General features: G+C 70.2%; 25 protein-coding genes and 3 pseudogenes. 12 read left to right on the forward strand and 16 right to left on the reverse strand.

Going from position 1 to position 25,437, the window contains the following annotated elements; translation table 11 throughout:
• Positions 1-523: pseudogene (locus GJ634_RS00005) on the reverse strand (protein kinase); the annotation flags it as partial.
• Positions 524-854: 331 nt separating this feature from the next.
• Between GJ634_RS00005 and GJ634_RS00010 the strand changes: the two are divergent.
• From GJ634_RS00010 to GJ634_RS00020, 3 genes are all read left to right on the forward strand, one after another.
• Positions 855-1,898 carry a PAS domain-containing sensor histidine kinase gene (locus tag GJ634_RS00010; RefSeq protein WP_157499697.1) on the forward strand — a complete coding sequence of 348 codons (1,044 nt, stop codon included), beginning with the start codon at positions 855-857 and terminating at the stop codon, positions 1,896-1,898.
• Between the two features lie 65 nt (positions 1,899-1,963).
• Positions 1,964-3,115: a thiolase family protein gene (locus tag GJ634_RS00015; protein ID WP_157499699.1), complete on the forward strand. Its 1,152-nt coding sequence runs from the start codon at positions 1,964-1,966 to the stop codon at positions 3,113-3,115.
• Positions 3,112-3,477: a Zn-ribbon domain-containing OB-fold protein gene (locus GJ634_RS00020; RefSeq protein ID WP_157499701.1), complete on the forward strand. Its 366-nt coding sequence runs from the start codon at positions 3,112-3,114 to the stop codon at positions 3,475-3,477. The genes GJ634_RS00015 and GJ634_RS00020 overlap by 4 nt, the downstream gene beginning before the upstream one ends.
• Positions 3,478-3,498: 21 nt before the next feature.
• Here GJ634_RS00020 and GJ634_RS00025 read toward each other — a convergent pair whose 3' ends face one another.
• On the reverse strand, positions 3,499-4,596 hold the full coding sequence (locus tag GJ634_RS00025) for an NADH:flavin oxidoreductase/NADH oxidase (RefSeq protein WP_157499703.1): 1,098 nt from the start codon (positions 4,594-4,596) through the stop codon (positions 3,499-3,501).
• Between the two features lie 102 nt (positions 4,597-4,698).
• Positions 4,699-4,917: a hypothetical protein gene (locus tag GJ634_RS00030; RefSeq protein WP_157499705.1), complete on the reverse strand. Its 219-nt coding sequence runs from the start codon at positions 4,915-4,917 to the stop codon at positions 4,699-4,701.
• A 97-nt stretch (positions 4,918-5,014) separates the two neighbouring features.
• Here GJ634_RS00030 and GJ634_RS00035 point away from each other — a divergent pair, with 97 nt between their 5' ends.
• Positions 5,015-5,620, forward strand: coding sequence for a TetR/AcrR family transcriptional regulator (locus tag GJ634_RS00035; RefSeq protein ID WP_157499707.1), 606 nt, complete (start codon positions 5,015-5,017; stop codon positions 5,618-5,620).
• 3 nt (positions 5,621-5,623) lie between these two features.
• Here GJ634_RS00035 and GJ634_RS00040 read toward each other — a convergent pair whose 3' ends face one another.
• Both GJ634_RS00040 and GJ634_RS00045 read right to left on the reverse strand, forming a co-directional pair.
• Positions 5,624-5,980 carry a DsrE family protein gene (locus tag GJ634_RS00040; RefSeq protein WP_157499709.1) on the reverse strand — a complete coding sequence of 119 codons (357 nt, stop codon included), beginning with the start codon at positions 5,978-5,980 and terminating at the stop codon, positions 5,624-5,626.
• 79 nt (positions 5,981-6,059) lie between these two features.
• Positions 6,060-7,484 carry a dihydrolipoyl dehydrogenase gene (locus tag GJ634_RS00045; protein ID WP_157499711.1) on the reverse strand — a complete coding sequence of 475 codons (1,425 nt, stop codon included), beginning with the start codon at positions 7,482-7,484 and terminating at the stop codon, positions 6,060-6,062.
• A gap of 99 nt (positions 7,485-7,583) precedes the next feature.
• On the opposite strand from GJ634_RS00045, the gene GJ634_RS00050 reads away from it, so the two are divergent.
• Positions 7,584-8,267 (forward strand): haloacid dehalogenase type II, encoded by a 684-nt coding sequence (locus GJ634_RS00050; protein ID WP_157499713.1) that lies wholly within the window; start codon positions 7,584-7,586, stop codon positions 8,265-8,267.
• A gap of 79 nt (positions 8,268-8,346) precedes the next feature.
• Entirely contained in the window at positions 8,347-9,216 is an 870-nt protein-coding gene (locus GJ634_RS00055) for a transcription initiation factor IIB family protein (protein ID WP_157499715.1), read from the forward strand.
• Here the strand turns inward: GJ634_RS00055 and GJ634_RS00060 are convergent, their stop codons facing one another.
• Positions 9,217-9,993, reverse strand: a complete 777-nt coding sequence (locus GJ634_RS00060; protein ID WP_331713910.1) for a carbon-nitrogen hydrolase family protein — start codon at positions 9,991-9,993, stop codon at positions 9,217-9,219. It abuts the gene before it with no gap.
• 95 nt (positions 9,994-10,088) lie between these two features.
• Between GJ634_RS00060 and GJ634_RS00065 the strand changes: the two genes are divergently transcribed.
• Complete coding sequence (locus tag GJ634_RS00065) at positions 10,089-11,534, forward strand: aldehyde dehydrogenase (protein WP_157499718.1); 1,446 nt, start codon at positions 10,089-10,091, stop codon at positions 11,532-11,534.
• On the opposite strand, the gene GJ634_RS15750 is transcribed toward GJ634_RS00065, so the two are convergent.
• Positions 11,524-12,372 carry an MFS transporter gene (locus tag GJ634_RS15750; protein ID WP_231736876.1) on the reverse strand — a complete coding sequence of 283 codons (849 nt, stop codon included), beginning with the start codon at positions 12,370-12,372 and terminating at the stop codon, positions 11,524-11,526. The two genes, GJ634_RS00065 and GJ634_RS15750, sit on opposite strands and share 11 nt — an antisense overlap.
• Before the next feature lie 14 nt (positions 12,373-12,386).
• A pseudogene (locus GJ634_RS16790) lies at positions 12,387-12,848 on the reverse strand (MFS transporter); the annotation flags it as partial.
• 65 nt (positions 12,849-12,913) lie between these two features.
• Between GJ634_RS16790 and GJ634_RS00075 the strand changes: the two are divergent.
• The 3 genes and pseudogenes from GJ634_RS00075 (at position 12,914) to GJ634_RS00085 (ending at position 16,433) form a co-directional block, all read left to right on the forward strand.
• Positions 12,914-13,216 carry a MazG nucleotide pyrophosphohydrolase domain-containing protein gene (locus GJ634_RS00075; RefSeq protein ID WP_157499720.1) on the forward strand — a complete coding sequence of 101 codons (303 nt, stop codon included), beginning with the start codon at positions 12,914-12,916 and terminating at the stop codon, positions 13,214-13,216.
• Positions 13,217-13,280: 64 nt separating this feature from the next.
• Complete coding sequence (locus GJ634_RS00080; protein ID WP_157499722.1) at positions 13,281-15,377, forward strand: acetate--CoA ligase family protein; 2,097 nt, start codon at positions 13,281-13,283, stop codon at positions 15,375-15,377.
• Positions 15,374-16,433, forward strand: a pseudogene (locus tag GJ634_RS00085) (phosphotransacetylase family protein). The gene GJ634_RS00080 and the pseudogene GJ634_RS00085 overlap by 4 nt, the downstream one beginning before the upstream one ends.
• On the opposite strand, the gene GJ634_RS00090 reads toward GJ634_RS00085, so the two are convergent.
• Positions 16,425-16,820: a chemotaxis protein CheW gene (locus GJ634_RS00090; protein ID WP_157499724.1), complete on the reverse strand. Its 396-nt coding sequence runs from the start codon at positions 16,818-16,820 to the stop codon at positions 16,425-16,427. The pseudogene GJ634_RS00085 and the gene GJ634_RS00090 sit on opposite strands and share 9 nt — an antisense overlap.
• A gap of 157 nt (positions 16,821-16,977) precedes the next feature.
• Between GJ634_RS00090 and GJ634_RS00095 the strand changes: the two genes are divergently transcribed.
• Positions 16,978-17,319 carry a helix-turn-helix domain-containing protein gene (locus GJ634_RS00095; protein WP_157499726.1) on the forward strand — a complete coding sequence of 114 codons (342 nt, stop codon included), beginning with the start codon at positions 16,978-16,980 and terminating at the stop codon, positions 17,317-17,319.
• Positions 17,320-17,418: 99 nt separating this feature from the next.
• Complete coding sequence (locus GJ634_RS00100) at positions 17,419-17,700, forward strand: hypothetical protein (protein WP_157499728.1); 282 nt, start codon at positions 17,419-17,421, stop codon at positions 17,698-17,700.
• Here the strand turns inward: GJ634_RS00100 and minD are convergent.
• Genes minD through GJ634_RS00135 form a run of 7 tightly spaced genes read right to left on the reverse strand, consistent with a single transcriptional unit; the run spans position 17,697 to position 25,360 of the window.
• Positions 17,697-18,635 carry a MinD/ParA family protein gene (gene minD / locus GJ634_RS00105; RefSeq protein ID WP_157499730.1) on the reverse strand — a complete coding sequence of 313 codons (939 nt, stop codon included), beginning with the start codon at positions 18,633-18,635 and terminating at the stop codon, positions 17,697-17,699. The two genes, GJ634_RS00100 and minD, sit on opposite strands and share 4 nt — an antisense overlap.
• A 45-nt stretch (positions 18,636-18,680) precedes the next feature.
• Positions 18,681-20,420 carry an archaellar assembly protein FlaJ gene (gene flaJ, locus GJ634_RS00110; protein ID WP_157499732.1) on the reverse strand — a complete coding sequence of 580 codons (1,740 nt, stop codon included), beginning with the start codon at positions 20,418-20,420 and terminating at the stop codon, positions 18,681-18,683.
• Positions 20,421-20,422: 2 nt separating this feature from the next.
• Positions 20,423-22,309 carry a type II/IV secretion system ATPase subunit gene (locus tag GJ634_RS00115; protein ID WP_157499734.1) on the reverse strand — a complete coding sequence of 629 codons (1,887 nt, stop codon included), beginning with the start codon at positions 22,307-22,309 and terminating at the stop codon, positions 20,423-20,425.
• 15 nt (positions 22,310-22,324) lie between these two features.
• Positions 22,325-23,086: an ATPase domain-containing protein gene (locus tag GJ634_RS00120; protein WP_157499736.1), complete on the reverse strand. Its 762-nt coding sequence runs from the start codon at positions 23,084-23,086 to the stop codon at positions 22,325-22,327.
• Positions 23,083-23,529, reverse strand: coding sequence for a flagellar protein G (locus GJ634_RS00125; RefSeq protein WP_157499738.1), 447 nt, complete (start codon positions 23,527-23,529; stop codon positions 23,083-23,085). The genes GJ634_RS00120 and GJ634_RS00125 overlap by 4 nt, the downstream gene beginning before the upstream one ends.
• The gene (locus GJ634_RS00130; RefSeq protein WP_157499740.1) at positions 23,530-23,976 is read right to left on the reverse strand and encodes a fla cluster protein FlaF; all 447 of its coding nucleotides are present in this window, start codon (positions 23,974-23,976) and stop codon (positions 23,530-23,532) included.
• Entirely contained in the window at positions 23,960-25,360 is a 1,401-nt protein-coding gene (locus GJ634_RS00135; protein ID WP_157499742.1) for a FlaD/FlaE family flagellar protein, read from the reverse strand. The genes GJ634_RS00130 and GJ634_RS00135 overlap by 17 nt, the downstream gene beginning before the upstream one ends.
• Between the last annotated feature and the right edge of the window lie 77 nt (positions 25,361-25,437).

Below are 25,437 nucleotides of genomic sequence, written 5' to 3' on the forward strand. Positions count from 1 at the left end.
AGCCGGCGTCCTCCGCGCGCTCCGCGATGGCCGCGGTCACCTCGCGGACCGCCTGCCTCGCGTACCGCTGGACGAGCGCGTCCCCGGACTGCGCGAGCGGCGCGATGGCCGAGAGGCCGGTCGTCGCTCGCGCCGGGTACGCCTTCGTGACGCCCGCGACCGCGACCACGCCGTTCTGCTGGACGAGCGGGTCGTCGGCCCGCGTCAGCGAGACGAGCTCCGAGAACTGCACGGAGAGGGCGTCCGGCTGGCGCTCGGCGAGCTCCGCGAGCACCCACGTCGCGCCCCGCCGCACCCACACGTCGTCGTCCGCGGCCGCCTCGCGCACGTCGTCGAGGACGGTCCGGACCTTCGTCGGCTGGGTCGTGACGGCTTCGACGAGCCGCCACGCCGCCCCCGCGCGCTCGTCGGCGTCGTCGCTGTGAAGCCGGTCGGCGAGCTCGTCGACGCCGTCGGCGTCCACGGACTGGCGGAGCGCGGCGACGCGCTCCTCGTCGACCGAGCCGTCGGTATCCCGTTCCATCGCAGTGATTCGTCCCGTCTTCGCCGGCGGGCGCATTGAACCTTCGGCTTTCCGCGGTGGTCGTCTCGTCTCGCACAGGCCGCCGTGAACACCCGGAACCGGGACGCGCTGATTCGGACGGGCGCGACCGGGACGAACGTCGACGACCCGCGCGTGCCGGTCGTGGCGGACCGAGACGCGTCCATCGCCGAGGTTCGAGCGTTCAGTAATATCTGGAATTTAGTTACAGAAATGTACTTCCTTACCTTCTTTCCATACGCTCATATCGTACTAACGGATTTTAGTGGATGTACGGAAAGAGTGATACGTGGGGCGACGGGAGGTGACGGTAATGAGCGGCAACGACTCGAGGGCGGTCGACGCGCGCGAGGACGCGGACCGGTTCCGGCACCTCTTCGAGAACGTCCAGGACGCGGTCGTGGAGTTCGAACTCCACGGCGAGGAGCCGGTCGTCGCGACGGTCAACGACGCCTTCTGCGAGATGTTCGGCGTGAACCGCGGGGAGGTGGTGGGCGCGTCGCTGAACGACCTCATCGTCCCGAGCGAGCGGATGACCGAGAGCAACCGCTTCGACCAGCGTACGGCCGCGGGGAAGTCGAACTACGCCATCGTCGACCGGCGCACCGAGGACGGCCTGAAGACGCTGCTGTACCGCGGCATCCCCTACGACGGCGGCGACCGCGGGTTCGCGCTGTACACGGACCTCACCGACGAGATTCGCCAGGAGCGCGAACTCGCCGTGCTGAACCGCGTGCTCCGGTACAACCTCTCCGAGGACGTGGACGCGCTGCTCGGCCACGCCGAGGAGCTGGCGGCGTCGGTCGACGACCCGGAGCTCGCGGCCACGGCGTCGGCGCTCCGGGAGCGCGCGCTCGCGCTCGAGCGCACCAGCGAGGAGGCGCGGGACCTCGAGCGCGTGCTGGACGCCGACCCGGTCCTCGAGCCGACGCCCCTCGGCGAGGTGGTGCAGTCTGCGCTCGCCGACGTGCCGCTGGCGGACTACGCCGACGTGACCGTCGACGTCGGCGACGCACCGGCGGTGCTGTCGGGGGGCCACCTCGACCGCGCGGTCGCCGCGCTCGTGGACAACGCGGTCCGGTACGCGGACGCGGAGACGCCGGTGGTCGAAATCACGGCTCGGCGCACCGACGACGCCGTCGAGCTGACGGTGCGCGACCGCGGTCCCGGACTCCCGGACACGGAGCGCCGCCTCCTCACCGGCGACGTCGACCTGACGCCGCTCGACCACGGGAGCGGCCTCGGCCTCTGGCTGGTCCGCTGGATCGCGACCGCGTACGACGGCGCCGTCGCGTACGACGAACGGGACGACGGCAGCGCCATCACGCTCGAACTCCGCGCGGCGACCGGGGACTGAGCCGTCGCCCGGGCGCCCGGCGCGAACGTGAAAGCGTAAAGACCCCGCTCCGCGACGGTGCGGGTATGGACCGCGTAGCAATCATCGGTGCGTCGATGACGGCGTTCGGCGACCGCGACGCGTGGGTGCGGGGGCTGCTGGCGGAGGCCGGCGACGCCGCCCTGCGGGACGCGGGCGTCGACGGCGACGACCTCGACCACCTCTACGTCTCGAACATGGCCAGCGGCGAGTTCGAGGGACAGACCGGCGTCCCGAACGCGCTCGCCCACGACCTCGGCGCGCTCGGCGCGTACACCCAGCGCGTCGACCAGACGAGCGCCTCCGGCGGCGCGGGCATCTACGCCGCGTGGCAGTCCGTCGCCTCCGGCGCCAGCGACATGACGCTGCTCGTCGGCGGGGAGAAGATGACCCACCGGACCACCGGCGAGGCGACGGACGTCATCGCCAGCCTCACGCACCCCGTGGAGTACAAGCACGGCGTCACGCTCCCGAGTTTCGCGGGCCTGACGGCGCGCAAGTACCTCGACGAGTACGACGCGCCCCGCGAGAGCCTCGGGAAGGTCGCCGTGAAGAACCACCGCAACGGCGTCGACAACCCCCACGCGCAGTTCCGCAAGGAGGTCGACCTCGAGACCGTCCTCGAGTCGCCCGTCGTCGCCGACCCCCTCCGACTGTACGACTTCTGCCCCATCACGGACGGGAGCGCCGCGCTCCTGTTCTGCCCGGAGTCCGTCGCCGAGCAGTACACCGACGACTACGTCGTCGTCTCCGGCATCGGCGGCGCGACGGACACCCACGTCGTCCACGAGCGCGAGGACCCGACGACGATGCGGGGCGTCGTCGAGTCCTCCGAGGTCGCCTACGAGATGGCCGACCGCGGCCCCGGGGACGTCGACTTCGCGGAGCTCCACGACATGTTCACTATCTTGGAGTTCCTCCAGAGCGAGGACCTCGGCTTCTTCGAGAAGGGCGAGGGCTGGAAGGCCGTCGAGGACGGCGTCACCGACCGCGACGGCGACCTCCCAATCAACACCTCTGGGGGACTGAAGTCGAAGGGCCACCCGCTCGGCGCGAGCGGCGTCGCACAGGCGTACGAACTCTACGTGCAGTTGCTCGGCGACGCGGGCGACCGGCAGGTCGAGGGGAGCGTCGGCCTCGCCTGCAACGTCGGCGGCTTCGGCAACTGCGTGACCACCACCATCCTCGAACAGCCATGAGCTTCGACGCACACCGCTGCCCGAACGGCCACGTCACGTACCCCGGACACACGCGCTGTCCGGAGTGCGGGGAGGAACAGACCGAGACCGTCGACCTCGCCGACCGCACCGGCACCGTCGTCACGTGGACGACCTCCACGGCGACGCCGCCGGGCGTCCGCGAACCGAACCACCTCGCAATCGTGGAGTTCTCTGTCGAGGGGGAGGACGTGCGCGCGCTCGGCCAGCTCACGACCGCCGACGGCGTCGAAATCGGCAGCGAGGTCGAACCCGTCTACGCCGACGAGCTCCGGGACCCCGAAGCGGGCATCCGCGAGCCGGAGAGCCACGAGTGGGACGGCTACCGGTTCGAGCCGGCGTAGCAATCGCTCGCGGCTGCTGCTTCAGAACGCGCGGTGGTACTGCACGGGCACGTCGGCCGCGTCTTCGCGCCCGAGCTCCGTCGCGGCGTGCAGCGGGAAGTAGGGGTCGCGGAGGAACTCGCGGCCGACGATGGCGAGGTCCGCGCGGTCGTTGCGAATCACGGCGTCGGCCTGCTCCGCGGAGGTGATGCCGCCGACGGTGCCGACCTTCACGTCCGTGTCGCGGCTGTTCCGGATGTGCTCGGCGAACCGGAGCTGGTAGTTCGGGCCCGTCCACTCGATGTCTTGGTCAGGGTGGATGCCGCCGGAGGAGACGTCGATGAGGTCCGCGCCGACCTCGTAGAGGTCGTCGGCGAGGCGGGCGGACTGTTCGACGTTCCACGAGTCGCGGTCGTCGAGCCAGTCGGTCGCGGAGATGCGGACGAAGACGGCCTTCTCGTCGCCCATCTCCTCGCGGACGGCCTCGGTGACCTCGCGGACGATGCGCGTGCGGTTCTCGAAGCTCCCGCCGTACTCGTCGTCGCGGTCGTTCGTCACCGGGGAGAGGAACTCGTGGAGGAGGTAGCCGTGGGCGGCGTGGACCTCCGCGATTTCGAAGCCGGCCTCGCGGGAGCGGCGGGCGGCCTCGCGGAACGACTCGATTACCTCGTCGACGCCCTCGGCGTCGAGGGATTCGGTCGCGGGCGGCTCCCCCTCGTACGGCCACGGTTCGTCGGAGGGGCCGACGACCGTCCAGCCGCCGTCCTGGGGATGGACGGGCTCGGAGCCCTCCCACGGCCGGGACTTCGACCCCTTCCGGCCCGCGTGCGCGAGCTGGATGCCCGGCGTGGCGCCCTGGGACTTCACGAAGTCGACAATAGGCTCGAGAGCGTCCCGGTGGTCGTCGCTCCAGATGCCGAGGTCCTCGGGCGTGATGCGGCCGCGCGGTTCGACGGCGGTGGCTTCGGTCATCACGACGCCGGCGCCACCGGTCGCCCGCGAGCCGAGGTGGACGCGGTGCCAGTCGGTCGCGAGGCCGTCGCGGTCGTCCACGGAGTACTGGCACATCGGGGACATCACGAACCGGTTCCGGGCGGTCACGTCCCGCACGTCCAGCGGCGAGAACACGTCGTCAGTCATCGCGTCGGCGTAGCGCCGCCGGGGGTTTAGCCGCGGTGCCCGAGGGGCTGCTTGCCGGCTCTCCCGAACGGGTTCGGGGCCGGCTCTCCGTCGGCGTGTTGGCTACTCCTCGAGTTCTTCGTCGTCCATTCCCTCCGCTTCCGGCGCGTAGTACTCGTCGTCGCCGTCTTCGCCGGCGACTTCGATCTCGGCCTCCACCTCGATGGAGACGCCGGGGGCGTCGAGTTCGGCCTCGAACTCCTCTTCCTCGCCGGCTTCGACTTCCAGCTCGGTCGAGTCCACTTCCACTTCGACCTCCGTGTCGACGTACGTGTCGGGCATACTCGGAGTGACGTGGTGACGACTGGTAAACGGTGCGGCCGGCCCGCGGAGCGGGCACCGACATGGCTTTCCCGTTCGGCGGACTACCGGTTCGCCGATGGCGCACGCCCACCCGTTCTCCGGCGAGCCGGAGACCACGCGGGAAGCGATCATGCAGGCGACGTTCCGCGCGCTCCGCGAGCACGGCTACGCGGGACTGACCATCCAGCGCATCGGCGACCACTTCGCGAAGAGCAAGTCGCTGCTCTACCACCACTACGACAGCAAGGACGAGCTCCTCCTGGAGTTCCTGGAGTTCATGCTCGCGGAGTTCGAGCAGGCGGCGCCGGACGACGACCTGCCGCCCCGCGAGCACCTCGAGGCCGTCCTCGACCACGTGCTCGCGGCGAAGCTCCCCGACGACCACCGGGAGTTCACGGAGGCGATGGTGGAGCTGCGCGCGCAGGCCGCCCACGACGAGCGCTACCGCGACCACTTCACGCGCAGCGACGAGTCCCTGCACGAGGAGCTCGCGGGCATCGTCCGGGAGGGCGTCGAGGCTGGCGCGTTCCGCGACGTCGACCCCGACGGCGTGGCGTCGTTCCTCGTGACGCTGTTCAACGGCGCGATGAACCAGCGCGTGACGGCGGACGAGGCGCGGGCGGAGACGGTCCGCGAGGAGGTCGACGCCTACCTCGCGTCGCGCCTGTACGCCGACGCGTAGGCCTCAGAAGGTGATGATCTCGTAGTCGTCGTCGACGAGCGAGCGGATGCTCGGGTGGCCATCGTGCTTGTCGAGGGTGACGACGCCGGCGTCCGCGACCGCGTCCTCGACGCCGAACGCGCCCGAACAGTAGTCGCAGGCGGACGTGTCGTCTTTCACGGACTGGTAGAGGTCGTGGTAGTCGTGGTCGGGGTCTTCGAGCTCGGGAATCCACTGCGTGCCCGCGCCGTCGAAGATGAGTTCGAGGTCGTCCTCGGGCTCGTCGGCGAACTCCTTGGCGGCTTCGAGGCCGTTCGCGAGCCGGCCGAGGTCGCTGTGGGATTCGGTGCCTGCCAGAATCACGACTGCTGCTTTCGTCATTACACTCCCGTCGAGGGGCGCCGCGCACAAAAGCCCGCGCGAACGTCCCAGTAACGGGGTTACGGGTCCGTAAGCCGCCTCAGTGGCGGTGGCCGCCCCGGCTGAACTGCCCGGAGAACGCGCGCTGGACGACCTCCGGGAGCGCGGGGTGGACGTGAATTGACTCCCGGACGTCCCGCACGCTGCCGGTGCCGGCCTTCATCGCGACGACGACCTCCTGAATCAGCGTCGAGGCCTCCGGGCCGACGATGTGGCAGCCGAGAATCTCGCCGTCGAGGTCGACGATGGCCTTCACGAACCCGTCGGCGTGCATCGCGTCTCCGCGCGCGGTGTCCGCGAAGTCGTAGGTGTTCGTCGCGTACTCCCGGCCCTCCGCCTCGAGGTCGGCTTCCGTGGCGCCGACGCCCGCGACCTCCGGGGACCCGAACACCGCGAACGGCATCGCCGTGTAGTCGACCGGCTCGGGGTCGCTGCCGAAGACGTTGCGCGCGACCGCCTGCGCCTCGTGGTTCGCGCTGTGCTTGAGGAGGTACTCGCCGACGATGTCGCCGAGCGCCCACACGCCGTCGGCGTCGGTTTCGAGGTAGTCGTCGGTCTCCACGAACCCGCTGTCGTCGGTCCGCACGCCGGTCGCGTCGAGGTTCAGCGTGTCCGTGTTCGGCGTGCGGCCGGCCGCGACGAGCAGGGCGTCGCCGGTGACCGAGACCGACTCGCCGCCCTCCACGACGCCGGCGTCGTCGCCGTACTCGTACTCGCGGGCTTCCAGCGTGACCTCGCCGCCGGACTGCGAGACGCTCGTCGCCTCGTAGCCGGTGTAGACGTCCGCGCGCTCGGCGAACCGCTCGGTGAACGCGTCGGCGACCTCGCCGTCGGCGTTCGGGAGGAGATTCGGGCGGCGGCCGACGACGGTGACCTCGCTCCCGAACGTCTCGAAGAAGTGCCCGAGCTCCGCGGCGATGTAGCCGCCGCCGACCACGACGAGGTGGTCGGGCGGCGTCTCCAACTGGAGGGCCTCGTCGCTCGTGAGGTAGTCCACGTCCTCGATGCCGTCGATGGGCGGAATCGCGGGCCGCGTGCCCGCCGCGATGAGCACGGTGTCCGCGCGGATGCGGGCGCCGTCGTCCTCGCCGCCCGAGAGTTCGACCGCGCGGTCGTCAACGAAGCGCGCCTCGCCCTCGTAGAGCGTGTGGCGGTCCGAGGAGCGCAGGCCGCGCCGAATCGAGTCCGCGTCCGCCTGCACCTCCTCGTTGACCTCGCGGACGATGCCCTCGAAGTCGACGTCGTCGACGGTTGCGTCGATGCCGAACTCGCCCGCGCGCTCGATGGTTTCGAGCACGTCGGCGTGATAGAGGAGGAGCTTCGAGGGGATGCAGCCGCGGTTCAGGCACGTCCCGCCGAGCGGCCCCTTCTCCACGACCGCGACCGACTGCCCCTGATTGGCGGCGACGTTCGCGACGTCCAGCCCCGACCCGGAGCCGATTACCAGAAAGTCGAACTCGTCCATACGCCGCCCACGCGGGCCGGCGCCAAGAAACCGGCTGCCGCCGCGAGCGCCGCCGGTTGACCCGAGAGTTATCGGGGCCGCCCGCGTAGTCCGGGGCGAATGAGTTTCGACCCGGAGCGCGTCACCACGGTGACGTTCGACTCGTACAGCACGCTCGTGGACGTCGAGGCCGCCGATCGGGCGCTCGCCGACCGCGTCGCCGACCCCGAGCCCGTCTCGCGGCTGTGGCGCTCGCGGTCGCTGGCGTACACGTTCGTCGCGAACCAGATCGACGCCTACCAGCCGTTCTACGAGATGAACCGCGACGCGCTCCAGTACGCGCTGGACGCCCACGGCGCCGACGTGACCACCGAGGAGCGCGACGAGATTCTCGCCGTCTACCACGAGCTCGACGTCTTCGACGACGTCCGCGACGGCCTCGCGGCGCTGACCGACGCGGGCTACGACTGCTACGTCGTCTCGAACGGGAACCCCGAGATGCTGGCGTCGATGGTCGAGCACGCCGGCATCGGGGACCTGCTCGAGGACACGGTGAGCGCCGACGAGGTGGAGACGTTCAAGCCCGCGGCCGAACTCTACCGCCACGCCGCCGCGCGCACGGGGACGCCCATCGACGAAATCGTCCACGTGACGGCGGGCTGGTTCGACGTGCTCGGCGCGTCCCACGCCGGGATGCAGAGCGCGTGGGTCGACCGGAAGGCGACGCCGTGGGAGCCGTTCGCGGGCGACCCCGACCTGACAATCGGAGACTTCCACGACCTCGTCGACGCGCTGCCGGCGTGACCGCAGGACGGCGCGGGGCGTGGTATCCGCCTGAACCCCGAGCTATTTGTCCCCACACGACACATTCGGGGACGATTAGATGACGACCGACGAGACGAGCGTCGAGCCGCAGGCGGTCGGCGACGCGCTCGACAGCATCCAGTCGGCGGCGACAGCACTCGGGGTGCCGGCGGAGACGACCGAGACCGCAGTCGCGGTGTTCCGACGCCACCGCGACCAGCGCGCCGTCCACGCCCACGACGCGGCGACGGCGGCCGCGGCGTGCCTGTACGTCGCGTGCAAGGTCGAACGCGTCCCGCGCACCGTCGACGAGTTCGTCGACGCGACGGGCGTCGATCGCACCCAGCTGCTGCGGCGCGCGAAGGCCGTCACCAGCGAACTCGGCATCGACCTCTCGGGGTTCGCGGACGCCTCCCAGTACGTCGACCGGTACGCCGGGGAGCTCGGCCTCCCGGAGGGCGTCGCGGACCGCGCGAGAGAAATCGTCGACCACTGCGAGGACGCGGGCATCGCCGGCGGCAAGTCCCCGAGCGGGTGGGCGGCCGCCGCCATCTACAACGCCAGCGTGGAGGCGGACATGGACGTCCGACAGGACACGCTCACGGAGCTCGCGGACGTCACCCACGTCACCATCCGGAACCGCTACAAGGAGCAACGGGAGGTGCTCCGCGAGCGGAACCCGCCGCCCGCGACTGCGGTCGAGGCCGTCGACTGGTACCGCCAGTACCTGCCGGCCTCGGAGTACGTCGCGGACACCGCCCGGGACCTGCTGACGGCCGCGGGCGACGCCCACTCGGTCGACGACGAACCGGCGGCGTGGGCGGCCGCGGCGCTCCGGGTCGCCGGCGAGCGCGCGGGCGCCCCCATCGGGATGAAGGCGCTGAAGACGCCCGCGGGCTGTTCGTCCTCGGACGTCCACGACCGCGCCGCCGACCTCGAAGCGCTGTAGTCAGGGCGCTTCTGCGAACACGCCGACGAACTCGCGCTGCTCGGCCAGTATCTCGGGGTCGAGGTCGGCGACGAGCGTGCGTTCGTCGCGGTTGAGCGCGGCGCTGACGGCGCCGTCCGGCCGCACGACCGCCGACTTCCCGGCGTAGTCGACGACGCGAGCGTCCGGGAGGTCGCGGCGGCCGGTGCGCCCGCAGCCGACCACCCAGCGCACGCCGTCGAGGGCGCGGGCGCGCAGGAGGAGCCGCCAGTTCTCGCTGTGGGTGCCCGGCCACGCGCCGACGACGAACAGCGCGTCGACGCGCTCGCGGGCGAACTCGGCGCTGACGTCCACGAAGTTCAGGTCGTAACACGTGGCGAGCCCGGTCTTCCCCGCGGGGGTCTCCACGGTGACCGCCTCGTCGCCGGCCTCGAGCACGTCGGCTTCGCCGCCCCAGAGGTTGCGCTTCCGATAGAAAGTGCGCTCGCCGTCCGGCGCGACGTAGGCGACGGAGTTGTAGTACGCGTCGCCGGCGTCCTCGACGAAGCCCGCGAGCACGGCCACGTCGTAGTCCGCGGCGGAGGCGGCGAGGCGGTCGAGTTCGTCGCCGTCGCGGGCGAGCGCGGCGTCGTAGACGCGGTCGTCCGCGACGAAGCCCGTGAGCGCGTACTCGGGGAAGACGGCGACGTCGACGCGGTCGTCGAGGGCGGCGAGGCGCTCGCCGACCGCGGCGAGGTTGGCGGGCGGGTCGAGGTCCGCGAGGTCGGTCTGGCAGGCGGCGACGGTCGGGGTTGGCACGCGGCGGAGTCGGCGCGCAGCGGGCAAAAAACCGCCGGACGGTCTTTATACGGATTTGAGTAAAGTCTTTACCCGGGGCGCGCCAACCACCGGGTATGGAACGAGAGGCCATCCGTCGCCGGGAGCGGCTGTACGTGGGCGGCGAGTGGGTCACGGGGCCGGACACCTTCCCCGTCACCGACCTCGCCGACGGCGGCACGTTCGCGGAGGTCGCCGCGGCCGACGAGGGCGCCGCCGACGACGCGCTCGCCGCCGCCGACGACGCGAAGGCGACGCTCCGAGACACCACGATTCCGCAGCGCTGCGAGTGGCTGCAGGCCATCGCGGACGGTCTGCGCGACCGCAAGACCGAACTCGCGGAGGTCATCGTCCGCGAGGCCGGCAAGCCCATCTCCTCGGCGCGCGGCGAGGTCGACAGCGCCGCCGAGCGCTTCGAGCGCGCCATCGAGGAGATCCGCCACCTCAAGGGCGAGTACCGCGAGGGCACCACGAGCGGCCACGAGGGCTGGCAGGCCATCGTGAAACACGAGCCGGTCGGCGCCGTGCTCTGTATCACGCCGTACAACTACCCGCTCGCGACGACCGCGCTGCAGGTCGCGCCCGCGCTCGCCGCCGGCAACGCCGTGGTCGTCAAGCCCGCGAGCAAGACGCCCGTGAGCGCCGCCATCCTCGCGGAGGTCGTCGACGACGCCCACCTCCCGGACGGCGCGTTCAACTTCGTGCCGGGGAAGGCCAGCGTCATCGGCGACGAGCTCGCTGGCGACGACCGCGTGAACGCCATCGCGATGACCGGCTCCTCGGGCGCCGGCAAGCACGTCGCCCGCGAGTCCGGGATGGTGAACCTCCACATGGAGCTCGGCGGGAACGCGCCCGCCGTCGTCTTCGACGACGCCGACCTCGACAAGGCCGCCGCCGCGGCCGCGAAGGGGTCGCTGAAGTACGCCGGCCAGCGCTGCTCGGCGGTCTCGCGCGTGCTCGCCCACGAGTCCGCCCACGACGACCTCGTCGAGCGCATCGACGCGGGGATGGACGACTGGGTGCAGGGCGACCTCTTCGACGAGGACACCGACCTCGGCCCGCTCATCAGCGAGGACCAAGCGGACTGGGTCGAAGAACTGGTCGACGACGCCGTCGACCGCGGCGCGACCGTCGTCCGCGGCGGCGACCGCCACGAGGACGGCGACGGCGTCCACGTCTTCGAGCCGACGCTGCTCGCGGACGTCCCGCAAGACGCGCGCATCGTCGACGAGGAGCAGTTCGGGCCGGTCTGCGCGGTGACGACGTTCGAGGACGACGCGGACGCGCTCGAGGTCGCGAACCGATCGGACCTCGCGCTGGACGCCTGCGTGTTCACCGCGGACTACGACCGCGCGATGCGGATGGCCGAGGACATCGACGCGGGCGCGGTCCGCATCAACGGCGCGCCCTCCCACGGGCTCGGCGACATCCCGTTCGGCGGGAACGAGGACTCCGGCATCGGCCGCGAGGGCCTCGACGCGACCATCCGCGAGTTCGTCCGCAAGAAGTCCATCATTCTGTAGCGGTCCGGCGACGGGTCGCCGCCGCGACCACCGCTCCCGCGAGGACGAGGCCGCCGGCGACGCCGAACGCCGCGACGTAGCCGGCCGTCGTCGCGAGCACGCCGCCCGCGACGCTCCCGACTGCCGTGCCGAGCCCGCCCAACGCGGTGTACGCGCCGAGGGCGTCCCCGCGGACCGCGGGCGGCGCGAGTCGCGCGACGATGCTCGTCCCGGTGACCGCGACCACCGCCCACGTCAGCCCGACGGCGACGAACAGCACGACCAGCCCCGGGAGCGCGAGCGCGCCGAGCACTGACGCGAACGCGACCGACGGGAACAGCGCGACGCGGGCGGCGAGCGCCGCGGTCTGGACGGCTTCCGGGCCGCGGGCCGCGGCGAGCGCGCCGACGCGCTCGTAGGCGACCGCGGAGGCCGCGCTGGAGACGAGGAACAGCGCGAACACGCTCCCGGAGGCGAGCCCGAGGTCCGTGGCGAGGTACGCCGGGAGCGGCCCGAAGAACACCGCGAACCCCGTGAAGAACAGCGTCGCGGCCGCGAGGTAGCCCGCGAGCCCGGGCGTGAGGCGGCCGGCGAATGCGCGCGGGTGGAGGCGGCGGAGCGCCCAGAACGACCGCACGCCGGAGAACGGCGCGAGCCGAGCGGCCCGCCCCGCGCCCCGCTGGAGGCGCTCGATGGAGACCGTGGCGCGGCCGAACCGGGCGGCCGAGACGTCCGGGCGGCCGGGCAGCCAGTGCCACGCGAGCACCGCGGCGAGCGCGCACGCCGCGGCGGAGGCGTAGAAGAACCACCGCTGGGCGCGGTGACCGCGGCGGCGTACCGGCCGGCGACGGCGGTCCACGCGGCGCCGACGAGCAGGCCGGCGAGCCAGCCGTACCCCTGCCACGCGTTCAGCACGCCGATGCGGCGGTCCCAGTCGCCGTCCGGGTGGCCGGAGACGACCAGCAGCGCGAGCACGGGCGCGGCCGCGGCGACGGCGAACTGGAGCGCGGCGTTCGCGACGACGACCGCCAGCAGGGAATCGGCGAGCGGGAGCGCGAGGAACGCCAGCGCGGAGAGCGCGAGGCTGACGAGGAGGAACGGCCGGAAGCGGCCGGTCCGCGTCGACAGCGACCCCCACGCGAGCGCGCCGGGGATGCCGGCGAACGCGGCGGTCGCGGCGACGACGGCGACGACGAACGCGTCCGCGCCGAGCGCGATGGCGTACAGCGGCACGAGCACGGACGCGGCGCCGACGGCGGCGTAGCCGAGACTCCACGCGACCAGCCAGCGGTCCCCACGGTCGGACACGCTCGACGTCTCGCGGGGCGCGAACATATCGCTTACGCGACGCCGCGAGCGAACCACGACGAGTGAAGTGGGTTCGGGTTCACGCCCCGCGCATGGACGAGCAAGCTCGCGTCGCCGCGTTCCTCGACGACGAGGACCTCCGCGCGCCGCCCGCCAACCGCGTGCTCGACCTCGCCAGCGAGGTCGGCGAACTCGCGAAGAACGTCAACGAGACCTCCGACTACGGCGCCAGCGACGGTGCAGACGTCGACCGCGACGAGCTCGGGGACGCGCTGTTCTGCCTGCTCGCGCTCGCCGACGAACTCGACTACGACGCGGGCGCGGCCCTCGACGAGGCGCTCGCGAAGTACGAGGCCCGCATCGACGACTCCGGGACCGCCGGCTCCGGCGAGTAGGGTTCTCGGTTCGCGGGAGCCGCGGACGCTTTTATGCCGCTGCTGGGCGTCTGTCCGAACGAAGATGGAAGACGACGCAAGCGGGCTGTTCGCGCCCGACAGGGTCGCCGTCGTCGGCGCGACCGACCGAGAGGGCTCCATCGGTCGCGCCATCGTGACGAACCTCGCGGACTTCGACGGCGACGTCGTCGCCGTCAACCCGGGCCGCGACGCGGTGCTCGGCTACGACTGCTACCCGGACCTGCAGTCGGCGCCCGCCGCTGACCTCGCCGTGGTCGTCGTCCCGCCGTCGGTGGTGGTCGACGCCGTCCGCGACGCGGGGGAGGCGGGCGTCCGGAACGTGGTGGTCATCACCGCGGGGTTCAGCGAGACCGGCAGCGAGGGCGCCGACCGCGAGCGCGAACTCGCGGCCGTCGCCGACGACTACGACCTCAACCTCGTCGGCCCGAACAGCCTCGGCGTGCTCTCCACGCCGTCGGGACTGAACGCGACGTTCGGCCCGTCGAACGCCCTCGACGGCTCGCTGTCGTTCATGAGCCAGTCGGGCGCGTTCATCACGGCCGTCCTGGACTGGGCGAACGACCAAGGCATCGGCTTCAAGGACGTCGTCAGCCTCGGCAACAAGGCCGTCATGGACGAGACGGACTTCCTCCGACAGTGGCACGACGACCCGGAGACGAACGTCGTGCTCGGCTACCTCGAGGGCATCGAGAACGGCCGCGAGTTCGTCGACACCGCCCGCGAGGTCACGCAGGACACGCCCGCGGTGGTGGTGAAGTCCGGTCGCACGGAGGCCGGCGCGCAGGCGGCGTCCTCGCACACGGGCACCATCGCGGGCAGCGAGGCCGCCTACGAAGCGGGCTTCGAGCAGGCGGGCGTGGTGCGCGCCGAGAACGTCCAGGAGCTGTTCGACTTCGCGCGCGCCCTCGACGGCCTCCCGCTGCCGGACTCCGAGGACGTCGCGGTCGTCACGAACGCGGGCGGCCCGGGCGTGATGGCGACCGACGCGGTCGGCGACGCGCGGCTCTCGATGGCGTCGTTCGGCGACGACACCGTCGACGAACTCGAGGCGTCGCTGCCGGACGCGGCGAACGTCTACAACCCCGTGGACGTGCTCGGGGACGCGGGCGTCGACCGGTTCGCGGACGCCCTCGACACCGTCCTCGGCTCCCCGGACGTCGGGTGTGCGGTCGTCGTCGCCGCCCCGACGGCCGTCATGGACTTCGCGGACCTCGCCGCGGTGCTCGCCGAGCGGCAGGCCGAGCACGGCACGCCCGTGGTGGCGTGCCTCATGGGCGGCGAGCGCACCGAGCGGGCGGCCGACGCGCTCGCCGAGGCGGGCATCCCGAACTACTTCGACCCGGCGCGCGCGGTGCGGAGCCTCGACGCGCTCGCCGTCCAGCGCGCCGTCGAGGCCCGCGAGTACGAGGCGCCCACGGAGTTCGACGTCGACCGCGAGCGCGCCCGCGAGATTCTCGAGGCCGCCGCGGAGCGCGACGACCGCCGGCTCGGCGTCGAAGCGATGGACCTGCTGGACGCCTACGGCATCCCGACGCCCGACGGCGAGGTCGTCGACGACCCCGCGGACGCCGAGCGGGTCGCCGCCGACATCGACGGCGACGTCGTGATGAAAATCGTCAGCCCGGACATCCTCCACAAGTCCGACATCGGCGGCGTCAAGGTCGGCGTCCCCGACGGGGAGGTCCGGGACGCCTACGAGGACCTCGTGACCCGCGCGAAGAACTACCAGCCCGACGCCACCGTCCTCGGCGTGCAGGTCCAGGAGCTGGTGGACACGGACGCGGGCACGGAGACGATTCTCGGCGCGAACCGCGACCCCCAGTTCGGCCCGCTCGTGCTGTTCGGACTGGGCGGCATCTTCGTCGAAGTCTTAGAGGACACGAGCGTCCGCGTCGCGCCGGTCTCCGAGCGGGAGGCCGACGCGATGCTCGACGACCTCGACTCCGCGCCGCTGCTGCGCGGTGCGCGCGGCCGCGACCCCGCCGACGAGGCGGCGGTCACGGAGGCCGTCCAGCGGCTCAGCCAGCTCGTCACGGAGTTCCCCGCGATCCTGGAACTGGACGTGAACCCGCTGCTGGCGACGAGCGACGGCGTGCAGGCGCTCGACGTCCGGCTCACCATCGACCCCGAACAGCTATGAACACGCTACTGGTCACATCCACGGAAGCAGGCACCGGCAAGACCGCGGTCGCGCTCGCGCTCGCGCGGCTCGCGACCGAACGCGGCGACGACGTCGGCTACATGAAGCCGAAGGGCACCCGGCTGGAGTCCAACGTCGGGAAGACCCTCGACGCCGACCCGATGCTCGCGCGCGAACTGCTCGGCCTCGACGCCGAGATGCACGAACTCGAACCCGTCGTCTACTCGCCGACGTTCGTCGAGGGCGCGATTCGCGGCCGCGAGGACCCCGCGGAACTCCGGTCGCGCGTGCAGGAGGCCTTCGACGGCCTCGCCGAGGACAAGGACGCGATGGTCGTGGAGGGCGCCGACGACCTCGCCACGGGCGGCATCGTCGACCTCACGGACCCCGAGGTCGCGGAGCTGCTGGACGCGAGGTGCTCGTGGTCGCGCCGTACGGCGAGCCCGGCGACGTCGACGACGTACTCGCGGCCGCCGACGACCTCGGCGACCGCTGCGCGGGCGTCGTGTTCAACGCGGTGCAGGACGCCGTCTACGACGACGTGGAGACGGACGTCGCGCCGTTCCTCGACGGCCGGGACGTGCCCGTGCTCGGCGTGATTCCGCGGGACGCTGACCTCGCGGGCGTCACCGTCTCGGACCTCGCGGCGGAACTCGGCGCGGACCTGCTCACGGAGGACGGCGCGGGAACCGACGGCCGCGTCGAGCGGTTCCTCGTCGGCGCGATGAGCGGCGAGGCCGCGCTCAGTCACTTCCGGCGGACGAAGGACGCGCGGTCATCACGGGCGGCGACCGCGCGGACGTCCAGACCGCGGCGCTGGACGCCCCGGGGGTGACGTGTCTGGTGCTGACGGGCGGCCACCGGCCCTCCGGCGCGGTGCTCGGGAAGGCCGCCGAGCAGGGCGTGCCCGTGCTGTCGGTGCAGTCGGACACGCTGACGACCGTCGAGCGCGCAGAACAGCTGGTGCGCGGCGGGCGCGTCCGCGACGAGCGCACGGTCGACCGGATGCAGGAGCTCCTCTACGACCACGCGGACGTCGACGCGCTCCTAGATTAGGGCGTCAGGTTCCACCCAGACGACGAAGCGGTCGTCCCGGCGGACGACCCCGCGGGTCGTCTCCGAGGCCGCGGAGTCGTCGACGTCCTCGCCGTCGACGGACTCGACCTCGTGGACGTCGTCGACCAGCAGGCCCGTGCTCTCGTGCTCGGAGAGGACGACGATGCGGCTGCCGTCCGCCTCGCCGTCGACGCCGAGGCGGACGCGGGGGTCGACGACCGTCGTCGTCTCGCCGCGGAGGTCGACGACGCCGACCACGTTGGCGTCCGCGTTCGGAATCGGAGTGACGTCTTCGGTCGCGTCCACGATCTCGTCGACGTGCGCGATGTCGATGCAGTATCGGTCCTCGCCCAGCGAGAACTCGAGGACGTCGGTCGCCGATGTCATACCGGCGAATCTTGGCCGACCGAATTAAGCGTTGGGTCTACGCCGGCGGAAGTGTTAGGCTGCCTACGTTTCCCCGCTCCGTCCGTCGATTCCGCCTCGGCGCGGAGGCCCGCCGAGCCCGACACTCTTTTTTCCCTCCACTCACATCATCAGTCCGATGGACCCGGTGGACGTGTTGCGGGTACTCGGCAACAAGTACAACGCCGAGATTCTCGAAGCCACTCACGCGCCGAAGTCGGCCCAGGAGCTCAGCGAGGAGCTCGACATCCCAATCGCGACGAGCTACCGGCGCATCGAGGAGCTCAACGAGCACGACCTCCTCAAGCTCGAGGGGAAGGAGCTCTCCGACGAGGGACGCCGCACGAAGGTGTACCGCCGGCAGGTCGACGAGATCACGGTGAAGTTCGGCGTCGACGAGACCGACGTCGAGACCACCGAGCGCACGGAGGCGAAGAACGCCCTCGTCGACGTCTGGAGCGACCTCCGCTCCGAGCAGTAGGGTCGAATCCGAGAGCGTCCGGCCGTGATTCTACGAGATAATAATCGCGGGGACATCTTTATACGGAGTCTGGGGAACGTGCGTACGAGCCACGCGCCCATGCGACCCATCGAAGCAATCTACCTGCTCTTCAGCGCGACCCTCGCCGCCGCCGGCCTCAGCATGGTGGCGTTCGCGGTCCGCGCGTACCTCGACACCGGCCGCCACTCCATGATGCACCTCTCGGCGGGGTTCGCCCTCGTCGTCACCGCAGCCATCGGCACGACCGTCGTGGCGTTCGTCACCGGCTTCGAGTACACCCGCACCCTGTTGACGGCGAACTACGTGTTCACGACCGCGGGCTACCTCTTCGTCATCTACAGCATCGTCACGCCCGACTAGGAGAACTTCGACTTCACGCGGTCGTACAGCTTCACGCGGCGCTCCGACGCCTCGCCCTCCGTCTCCAGGCCCGCTTCCTCGATGAGGTCCTCGAGCGGAATCTCGTACACCGGCCCGTCGTCGACCGGCTCCGCGGGCTCCTCGGTCTCGCCCGTGTCCGGGTCGACCCACTCGAAGCCCGTCGGCTCCTCCGGCTCGCTGGGTTCCATGCCGACGCTGTCCGCGAGCTTCGCCGCGAGGCGGTCGTACGCGCGCGCCGCGGGGCTCTCGGGCTTCAGCGACACCACCGGCCGGCCCTTCCGCACCGCGAGCTTGACCGCGTCGTCGTGGGGGACGCTGACGGTGACGGCGTCGGTCGTCCCGAGCGCCGTCGCGATGCCTTCCACGTCGTCGAAGCCGCCGTCGCCCGTGCGCGTGAACACCGCGCCCACCACGGGTTTGTCGAGTTTCCCGACGAGCTTCCCGGTCTTCGTGGCGTCCGTCAGCGACGTCAGCTCCGCGGTCGTCACCAGCAGCACGCCGTCCGCGACGCTCATCGCCATCGCGATGTCGTAGCTCAGCCCCGCGCCCGCGTCCAGCAACACCACGTCGTTGTCCTCGCGGAGGAACTCCACGACCCGGTGGAGGGACTTCGCGTCGGCGCGCGCGAACTGTTCCAAGTTCGTCGACCCGGGGACGAGCGTGAGGCCGTTCGTCTCGTACGTGGCGTCGGCGGGCGCGGCGTCACCGCCGAGCACGTCGTGGAGGGTCACGTCCGGGTCGACGCCGAGGAGGCCGGCGAGGTTCGCCATCCCGAGGTCGACGTCCACGACCGCCACGTCGAACCCGTCGTCGGCGAGCGCGACGCCGAGGTTCGCCGTGGTCGTCGACTTCCCGACGCCGCCCTTCCCGCTGGCGACGGCGAACACATACCCGTCGCCTCCGGCCTCGTTCATCGTGGGGTAGGTAGCGGACTACGATACATAAGTGTGGCCCCCCGGTCACACGGAGAGCAGCGACTCCACGAGCCGGAGCGTCAGCGACCCGATGATGGAGGAGATCCACGTCAGCACGACGAAGTGGACGTACGCGTTCACCTTGTGGCCGCCGTCGACGACGCGAATCATCAGCGACGACAGCACCGCGTTGACCAGTACCGTCACCACCAGCAGGTACTCGATGAGCTGGATGTCGTATATCCCCGTGTTGATGAGGTCGTCGACGGGCAGCGCAGCGTTTGAGAAGTCCAGCCCCAGCCCGGAGATGACGTCCACGATGCCCAGCCCGATGAAGAACGCGAACGTCGCCGCCGCCGTGATGCCGTACAGCACGCCGATCATCGTCGACGTCGCCTGGTTGCGGCGTTGGCGGAGCTGCTGGACTTCGCTCATGTTCCCCGAGATGAGGTCGCCGAGGTGTTTCGGGTCGCCACCCATCTGGCGCCCGATGAGGTACATCTCGCTGAACTTCTGGATCAGGTACGAGTGGGCGTCAGCGGTGAAGTACCGCCACGCCTTCTCCGCGTCCAGCCGGAGGTTCAGCCGCTTGTAGAGGTCGTCGACGAGCTCGGTGAGCGCGCCGAAGTTCTTGTTCCGCAGCGTCTCCAGCACCCGCGTTGTCGTCGTCTGGCGGGCCGTCTCGCTGGCTCCGAGCGCGCGGATGAAGTTCGTGAACGCGTCGTCGCGGTCCTTCACGCGCTTCTCCTCGGCGCGGGCCACCAGCCCCGGAATGATGAGCGGCGTCGTCGGTACCGCCGCGTACATCGGCAGCGGCACGCTGTGCGGGTCGACGCGCGTCCACCCGAGGAACACCGCCATGGTCCCCACGACCAGCGCCAGCGAGAGCCCGCAGCCGACCACGGTCGCGATGCGGAGCCGCCACTCCGTCCACGTCGTCCGGTTCTCCGGGAAGTACCACACCGGGTCGGTCGGCGCGACCGTGTAGATGGCGTACAGGAACCCGATTTGGATGAACGAGTAGAGGACGACGACCGCGGACACAGTCATCGTCGGGTTCGTCCCGGAGAGGATGGGGAGGACGGTCGCGAACACGAGCGCGAACGTCACGGACAGCACCATCGACAGGTAGAGGTCCTTCATCACCTGGAGGTTCTCCAGCTGGCCCTCGTAGACGGTCGCGTAGTTCCGGATGATGGCGTCCTGCTCGGAGGTCAGGTAGGCCTCGAGGCTCTCCCCGGAGTTGATGGTGTACGCCAGCCGGTCGAGGAAGTCAGCGACGAGGTCGCTGGGCACCTTGTTCGCGCGCATCCGGCAGGCGTCGTCGAGGCTCTGGTTCCACGCGTCGATGAGCTGGACGATGCGCCGGGACTCCTCCGCGAGCGGGCCGTACTCGTACTCGTCGCCCATCCGCCGGAACACCTCCACGCGGTCGATGTTCGTCGTCGACAGGATGGTCATGTGGGTGACGAACAGGTGGAAGCGGTTCTCCATCCGCGTGCGGCGCTGGTCGCGCTTGATCTTCGGGTACAGGACCGCTGTCACGAGGCCTAGCGCCCCCAGCATCGGAATCGGCACGGCGAGGAACATCGGCAGGTCGACGACGAAGACGGCCGCGACGGACGCCAGCAGGAAGACCACCGAGGGGACGACGACGAGCAGCGCGTACGTGTACGCCGGCATCCCCATCTGCCGGTAGGACTCGACGACGGAGTCGACCAGGTCGCCGAGTTCGATCTCCTCCAGCGTGCCCCGTGGCTCCGCTTCGACGTCCTCGGCGGCCATGGCTAGAACCCGCGCGTGATGGTGAACGGCAGGCCCTCGATGCCGTCCCGCTGGAACGACTCGATGGTCTCGTTGAACTCGTGGTACCCCGTCAAGTCCTCCTGGATGATGCGCTCGATGACGTCCGCGCGGAAGTCCAGTTCGTCGTAGATCTCGCGGGTGTCCGCGTACCCCAGGAGCGTCGCGATCTGCTCCTCGAGGACGTAGGAGTTGTTCCGGCCCTGGAAGACGATCTCGTCCTCGACGGGGTCCCAGTAGAACGCCTGCCGCGTGACCACGCCGCCCATCTCCTTCGAGTACCCCTCGATCTCCTGGACGGAGGTGACCCGGCGCAGGACGTCGTCGCCCTGCTTGACGCGGTTCTGGAACAGCGCCACGTCGGCGTTGTCCATGAACGTCTCCGGGACGTTGATGGGCTCCCCGGTGAACCGCTGGATCATCGAGACGATGTCGCTGGCGTGGAACGTCAGCATCACGGGGTGGCCGGTCTGGGCCGCCTGGAACGCCATCCGCCCCTCCTCGCCGCGCACCTCGCCGACGATGATGTAGTCGGGGCGGGAACGCAGCGCGGCCGCGACGAGGTCGAACATGTCCACGTCCGCGGAGTTCTCGCCCTGCCCCTCGCGGGTGAGCAGCTGCTGCCACGTGTCGTGGGGCGGCAGCACTTCGGCGGTGTCCTCCGCGGTGTAGATCTTCGAGTCCCGCGGGATGAACGACATGATGGCGTTCAGCGTCGTCGTCTTCCCGGACGCCGTCTCCCCGACCACGAACACTGTCTGTTCGTTCTCCAGGCAGAGCCAGAGGTACGCCGCCAGCTCCGGCGAGAGCGTCCCCCAGTTCGTGATCTGGCCGACCGACAGCGGCACCTCGTCGCCCTGGCGGATGGTCAGCGACGGCCCCTTCAACGAGACATCGTCGCTGTAGATGATGTTCACGCGGGAGCCGTCCGGGAGCGTCGAGTCCACGATGGGGTCGGAGTCCGACACCGGGTCGCCGATGCGTTCGCCCATGTTCCGCAGCCAGCCGTCGAACTCGTCGGGCGACCCGAAGTCGACGGTGGTCTCCAGCATCCCGAACGTGCCGTGGTCGACGTAGCAGTGGCTCGGGCCGATGACGTGGATGTCCTCGTTGTACGGGTCACGCATCACCGGCTCCAGCGGTCCGAACCCGACGATGTCCCGGTTCAGCTGGTAGCGGATGTTCTCGTACGTCGACTGCGTGACCGGAATCCGCCCGAACCCGAACGCCTCCTCGAGGGCGTCCCGGACGAGCGGCGCGGCCGCCCGCACCTGCCGGGCGGCCTGCTTCGGCGCCGCCGCGACGCGGCGCGCGCCCGCCTTCACCTGCTGGCCGGAGAGGTCCCCCGAGTCGAGGGACATCTGCCCGCGCTGGTCGCTGACCATCCGGTCGGCGACCGACGAGGCGTCGAAGTTCCGCACGAGCGACCCGAGGTTGTTCGGGAGCGTGCGCACGCGCTGGAACACGCCGCCCTCGTCGTCGTTGATGCGGACCGTCTCCTCCAGCAGCTCCTCGATGCGGTCGTCGTACTCGGCTTCCTGCTCGGGCGCCGGCTTGTTCACCGACTTCTCGAGAATGCGCTCGCGGACCTGGCCGAACACCGCCGCCTCCGGACCGGAGAGCTCCGGCTCGATGGTGTAGTACTTCGTGTCTTTCCCGAGGTCGCCGTACACGTGGCAGTAGATGGGGCCGCCGACGGGGTAGAGGACGTTCGGCTTGTCCGCCTCCCACTCCTCTTCGGGCTCGTCGATGAACTCCGGGAACTCCCCCGTGAACTGCTTGAACCGCTGGAGGTACTCCCGCAGGTGGGTGTTCCGACTCGCGGTCTCCCGCAACTCGTGCCCGATCTGTCGACTCCCGTGGTCTGCCATGGTGGTTGTCTCCTGCTACGCGACGCTCCGACTCTCGATGACGATGCCGGTCCCGGACCGCACCGAGTACCCGATGGTGTCACCGACCTGCTCGCCCATCCCCGCGAACCGCCGCACCGCGATCGAACGGCGGACGTCGTTGCCGACCTCCGCCATCTGTAACTCGAAGTACACGTCCGCGATGGAGCGGAACGGGCCGATGGCCTCCTCGTCTACAGTACTCGGGTCCACGGTCAAAACGATGACCTTTCCTTTCGAGACCAAGTCCCTGAAGAAGGAAATAATTTCCAGGGCGGCCTGGCGCTCCTCGTTCTGGCGGACGAGCGCCTCGAACTTCGGGTCGTTGCGCAGGATGGCGTCGAACGTGTCGATGATGACGACATCGGCCTCCCACATCTTCTCGGCCTCCATCAGCCGCTTCAACAGCTGCATGCGGTTGCCCTCCTCGTCGGAGTCCCCGCGCAGCGTGCTCCCGCCGGAGTCGACGTCCGCCTGGAAGAACAGGAGGTTCTCGTTCAGGAGGTGTTCCTCGACGTCGTAGGACAGCGAGTGCATCTGGTCGATGAACCCCCGCACCGTCAGCTCCGTCGACACCAGCGTCACCGAGTGGTCCTCCTCGCAGAGGCCGTAGGTCATCCGCTGGCTCATCGCGGACTTCCCCGCGCCGTAGTCGCCCTCGATGAGGACGATGCTGCCGCCGGGAATCCCGCCGCCGAGTTCGTTGTTCAACCGGTCGTGTTCGTCCAGCCCGAGCGAGTAGAGGTTTCGCGTGCTCATGATGTTCTGAACTCCAGCAGCTCTTCGTCGCCGTTGACCGTCACCGCAATCCGGTGGTCGCCAGCCGTGAGGTTCTGCTCGAGGGTCACCCGCACGACGTGGCCGGTCTGCCAGCTCTCGCCGTCGAGGACCGTGACGTTCGACGGCACCACGTACTGGCCGTCCACGAGGACGTCGAACGCCCCCGGCCTCGCCGGCAACGTGTTCGACCCCGTGTTCTTCACGAGCAGCGTGATAGTCCCGTTGTCGTAGATGGCGGACGGCGACCCGGGGTCGCTGATTACCTCCACGTCGGTCCGAATCTCGTCGCTGACGTCGACGCTGCGGTCGCCGAGCGCGCCGCTCAGCCGCTGGACGCCGTTTGTCATCGTGCCGGCGACCGACGCCGCCACGAGGATGCTCGCGATGAAGATGATGAGCGTCGAGGAGGAGACGCTCGCCATCTAGGTCCCCTCCACGGTCGCGGTCTCGGTCACGCCCGGTCCCGTGACGACCTTCACGCGGTCGGGCTCCCCCACGTCGAGGGTGACGTTGTACGTCTCCCCGGGCAGCCACAGCGACGTGTCGTTCTGCCCGCCGACGCTCCAGTCGACGTACTCGTCCCGGGGTTCGAACGCGCCGTCGACGAGCACGTCGGTCGCCGCGACGGACAGCGTCGTCGCCCCGGCGTTGGTCACGTTCACGGTCACGTACTCGTTGCCGCTCGCGTTGTACGTCGCGTCGACGACGGTGACGTCGGTGTTGCGCTGTTCGAGGACGCGGTCGTCGTAGCTGCTGTCCGCGTCCTGCACGCGCTCGTACCCGTTGTACGCCGCCGAGTAGAGGATGCCGACGCTGACGAACGCGGCAATGAAGAGGATTGCCGCGGAGCCACTAACGCTGAATCCCATTCCTGTGGAGGTCGTCGAAGCGGTCGACGATGGCGCGCTCGATGTTCTCGCTCGCCAGCTCGTCGATGTAGTCCAGGCTCTCCAAGTGGTCGTCCATCGTGAGCTCGGTCGTCCCGAACTCCTCGCGGTAGAGGTAGTCCGAGTCGGTCAACCCCTCGAGGTAGTCGAAGAGGTGGTCCCGGACCGGCTCGCCGATCCACCCGATGCGCTCGTAGTAGTTCAGCGTGCGGACCGTGTTCTTCGGCCCGAACTCCGAGAGCAGGTAGTCCAGCCACTCCAGCGCGACGACGTCCGCGAGGTAGCCCGTCGGCGGCTCCGCGAGGTGCGGCTCGTCGCCGTCCGAGGCGAATCCGAGCCCGGGCGCCGCCGGCGCCGAGCCAGAGGTTTCGTCGACGGCCGTCGACTCCTCTTCTTCCTCCTCGAACTCGAAGCCGCCGTCCTCGTCGGCCGTCTCCTCGTCGTCGCCCTCGAGGTCGGAGTCGTCGAACCCGAGTTCGGCCTCCTCGGCGGACGGCTCGGGCGCGTCCGTCGCGTCTGCCTCCGCTTCGACGGGCTCGCCGTCCTCCTCTTCGGCCCAGTCGGCGTCCCCGGACTCGTACTCCTCTTTGAGCTCCTCGAAGGAGGTGCCACCGCCGCCGGCGTCCTCCTCTTCCTCCTCGTCGTCCTCGTCGCCTTCGAGGTCGAACTCCTCGTCTTCGCCCTCGTCGTCGAACTCGTCGAAGTCGTCCATCTCGTCGTCCTCGAACTCCTCGTCGAACTCCCCCATGCCGTCGTCCTCGAGGTCGCCCATCTCGTCGTCCTCCTCGAAGGCGTCGTCCTCGAAGAAGTCGTCGGCGTCCGCGTCCGCGATGTCCGCGTCGAGGTCCTCCTCGGCGGCGTCGTCGCCGCCCTCCTCGTCGTCGTCGAAGAGGCCGAAGCTCTCGCCGCCACCGCCCCCCATCGCGTCGGCGTTCACGTCGTCGACGAACGGGTTGACCCCGCGGGTCACCATCTCGTAGATCTCGAGGAGCTTCCGGACGTTCTCCTCGACGTCCTCGACGCTCTCGCTGATCTGTTCGTTCTCGCTCCGGACGGTGTTGGCCTTCGACGCGACGTTCGACACTTCGGTCTCGAGCTCCTCGATGCGGTGTTCGAGCTCGTTCACGGACGCGTTCTGGGCACCCGCACCACCGTCCCCCCCGTCCATGTCGTCGAACGACCCGAACTCGTCGTCGAAGTCGTCGTCGAACTCCTCGTCGCCGCCGAACTCGTCACCGCCGAACTCGTCGCCGTCGGAGTCCCCCGACCCCTCCTCGTCGTCGTCGAGCCAACTGGCCATCCCGACGGCCAGCGCCCCGAGCTGGACGAAGACGAGCGCAGCCGGGGTGAGGTGGATAAACTTCATTCGGAGTGATACAGGTGCCCCGGACGTAATTAATGTTCTCCCCCAGTTCTCAAAACGATGAATTGGTCTCGCACGGC

This window comes from Halobacterium sp. CBA1126 (assembly GCF_009741975.1).
Lineage (GTDB): Archaea > Halobacteriota > Halobacteria > Halobacteriales > Halobacteriaceae > Halobacterium.

What these genes read in the sequence shown, in the direction of transcription:
- flaJ (WP_157499732.1), bottom strand. Translation starts at nt 20,420, where the DNA reads ATGGCCGCCGAGGACGTCGAAGCGGAGCCACGGGGCACGCTGGAGGAG.
- GJ634_RS00035 (WP_157499707.1), top strand. Translation starts at nt 5,015, where the DNA reads ATGGCGCACGCCCACCCGTTCTCCGGCGAGCCGGAGACCACGCGGGAA.
- GJ634_RS00115 (WP_157499734.1), bottom strand. Translation starts at nt 22,309, where the DNA reads ATGGCAGACCACGGGAGTCGACAGATCGGGCACGAGTTGCGGGAGACC.
- GJ634_RS00100 (WP_157499728.1), top strand. Translation starts at nt 17,419, where the DNA reads ATGCGACCCATCGAAGCAATCTACCTGCTCTTCAGCGCGACCCTCGCC.
- GJ634_RS00055 (WP_157499715.1), top strand. Translation starts at nt 8,347, where the DNA reads ATGACGACCGACGAGACGAGCGTCGAGCCGCAGGCGGTCGGCGACGCG.
- GJ634_RS00090 (WP_157499724.1), bottom strand. Translation starts at nt 16,820, where the DNA reads ATGACATCGGCGACCGACGTCCTCGAGTTCTCGCTGGGCGAGGACCGA.
- GJ634_RS00010 (WP_157499697.1), top strand. Translation starts at nt 855, where the DNA reads ATGAGCGGCAACGACTCGAGGGCGGTCGACGCGCGCGAGGACGCGGAC.
- GJ634_RS00065 (WP_157499718.1), top strand. Translation starts at nt 10,089, where the DNA reads ATGGAACGAGAGGCCATCCGTCGCCGGGAGCGGCTGTACGTGGGCGGC.
- GJ634_RS00015 (WP_157499699.1), top strand. Translation starts at nt 1,964, where the DNA reads ATGGACCGCGTAGCAATCATCGGTGCGTCGATGACGGCGTTCGGCGAC.
- GJ634_RS00130 (WP_157499740.1), bottom strand. Translation starts at nt 23,976, where the DNA reads ATGGGATTCAGCGTTAGTGGCTCCGCGGCAATCCTCTTCATTGCCGCG.
- GJ634_RS00020 (WP_157499701.1), top strand. Translation starts at nt 3,112, where the DNA reads ATGAGCTTCGACGCACACCGCTGCCCGAACGGCCACGTCACGTACCCC.
- GJ634_RS00075 (WP_157499720.1), top strand. Translation starts at nt 12,914, where the DNA reads ATGGACGAGCAAGCTCGCGTCGCCGCGTTCCTCGACGACGAGGACCTC.
- GJ634_RS00135 (WP_157499742.1), bottom strand. Translation starts at nt 25,360, where the DNA reads ATGAAGTTTATCCACCTCACCCCGGCTGCGCTCGTCTTCGTCCAGCTC.
- GJ634_RS00040 (WP_157499709.1), bottom strand. Translation starts at nt 5,980, where the DNA reads ATGACGAAAGCAGCAGTCGTGATTCTGGCAGGCACCGAATCCCACAGC.
- GJ634_RS00095 (WP_157499726.1), top strand. Translation starts at nt 16,978, where the DNA reads ATGGACCCGGTGGACGTGTTGCGGGTACTCGGCAACAAGTACAACGCC.
- GJ634_RS00030 (WP_157499705.1), bottom strand. Translation starts at nt 4,917, where the DNA reads ATGCCCGACACGTACGTCGACACGGAGGTCGAAGTGGAAGTGGACTCG.
- GJ634_RS00045 (WP_157499711.1), bottom strand. Translation starts at nt 7,484, where the DNA reads ATGGACGAGTTCGACTTTCTGGTAATCGGCTCCGGGTCGGGGCTGGAC.
- GJ634_RS00080 (WP_157499722.1), top strand. Translation starts at nt 13,281, where the DNA reads ATGGAAGACGACGCAAGCGGGCTGTTCGCGCCCGACAGGGTCGCCGTC.
- minD (WP_157499730.1), bottom strand. Translation starts at nt 18,635, where the DNA reads ATGAACGAGGCCGGAGGCGACGGGTATGTGTTCGCCGTCGCCAGCGGG.
- GJ634_RS00120 (WP_157499736.1), bottom strand. Translation starts at nt 23,086, where the DNA reads ATGAGCACGCGAAACCTCTACTCGCTCGGGCTGGACGAACACGACCGG.
- GJ634_RS00025 (WP_157499703.1), bottom strand. Translation starts at nt 4,596, where the DNA reads ATGACTGACGACGTGTTCTCGCCGCTGGACGTGCGGGACGTGACCGCC.
- GJ634_RS00050 (WP_157499713.1), top strand. Translation starts at nt 7,584, where the DNA reads ATGAGTTTCGACCCGGAGCGCGTCACCACGGTGACGTTCGACTCGTAC.
- GJ634_RS00125 (WP_157499738.1), bottom strand. Translation starts at nt 23,529, where the DNA reads ATGGCGAGCGTCTCCTCCTCGACGCTCATCATCTTCATCGCGAGCATC.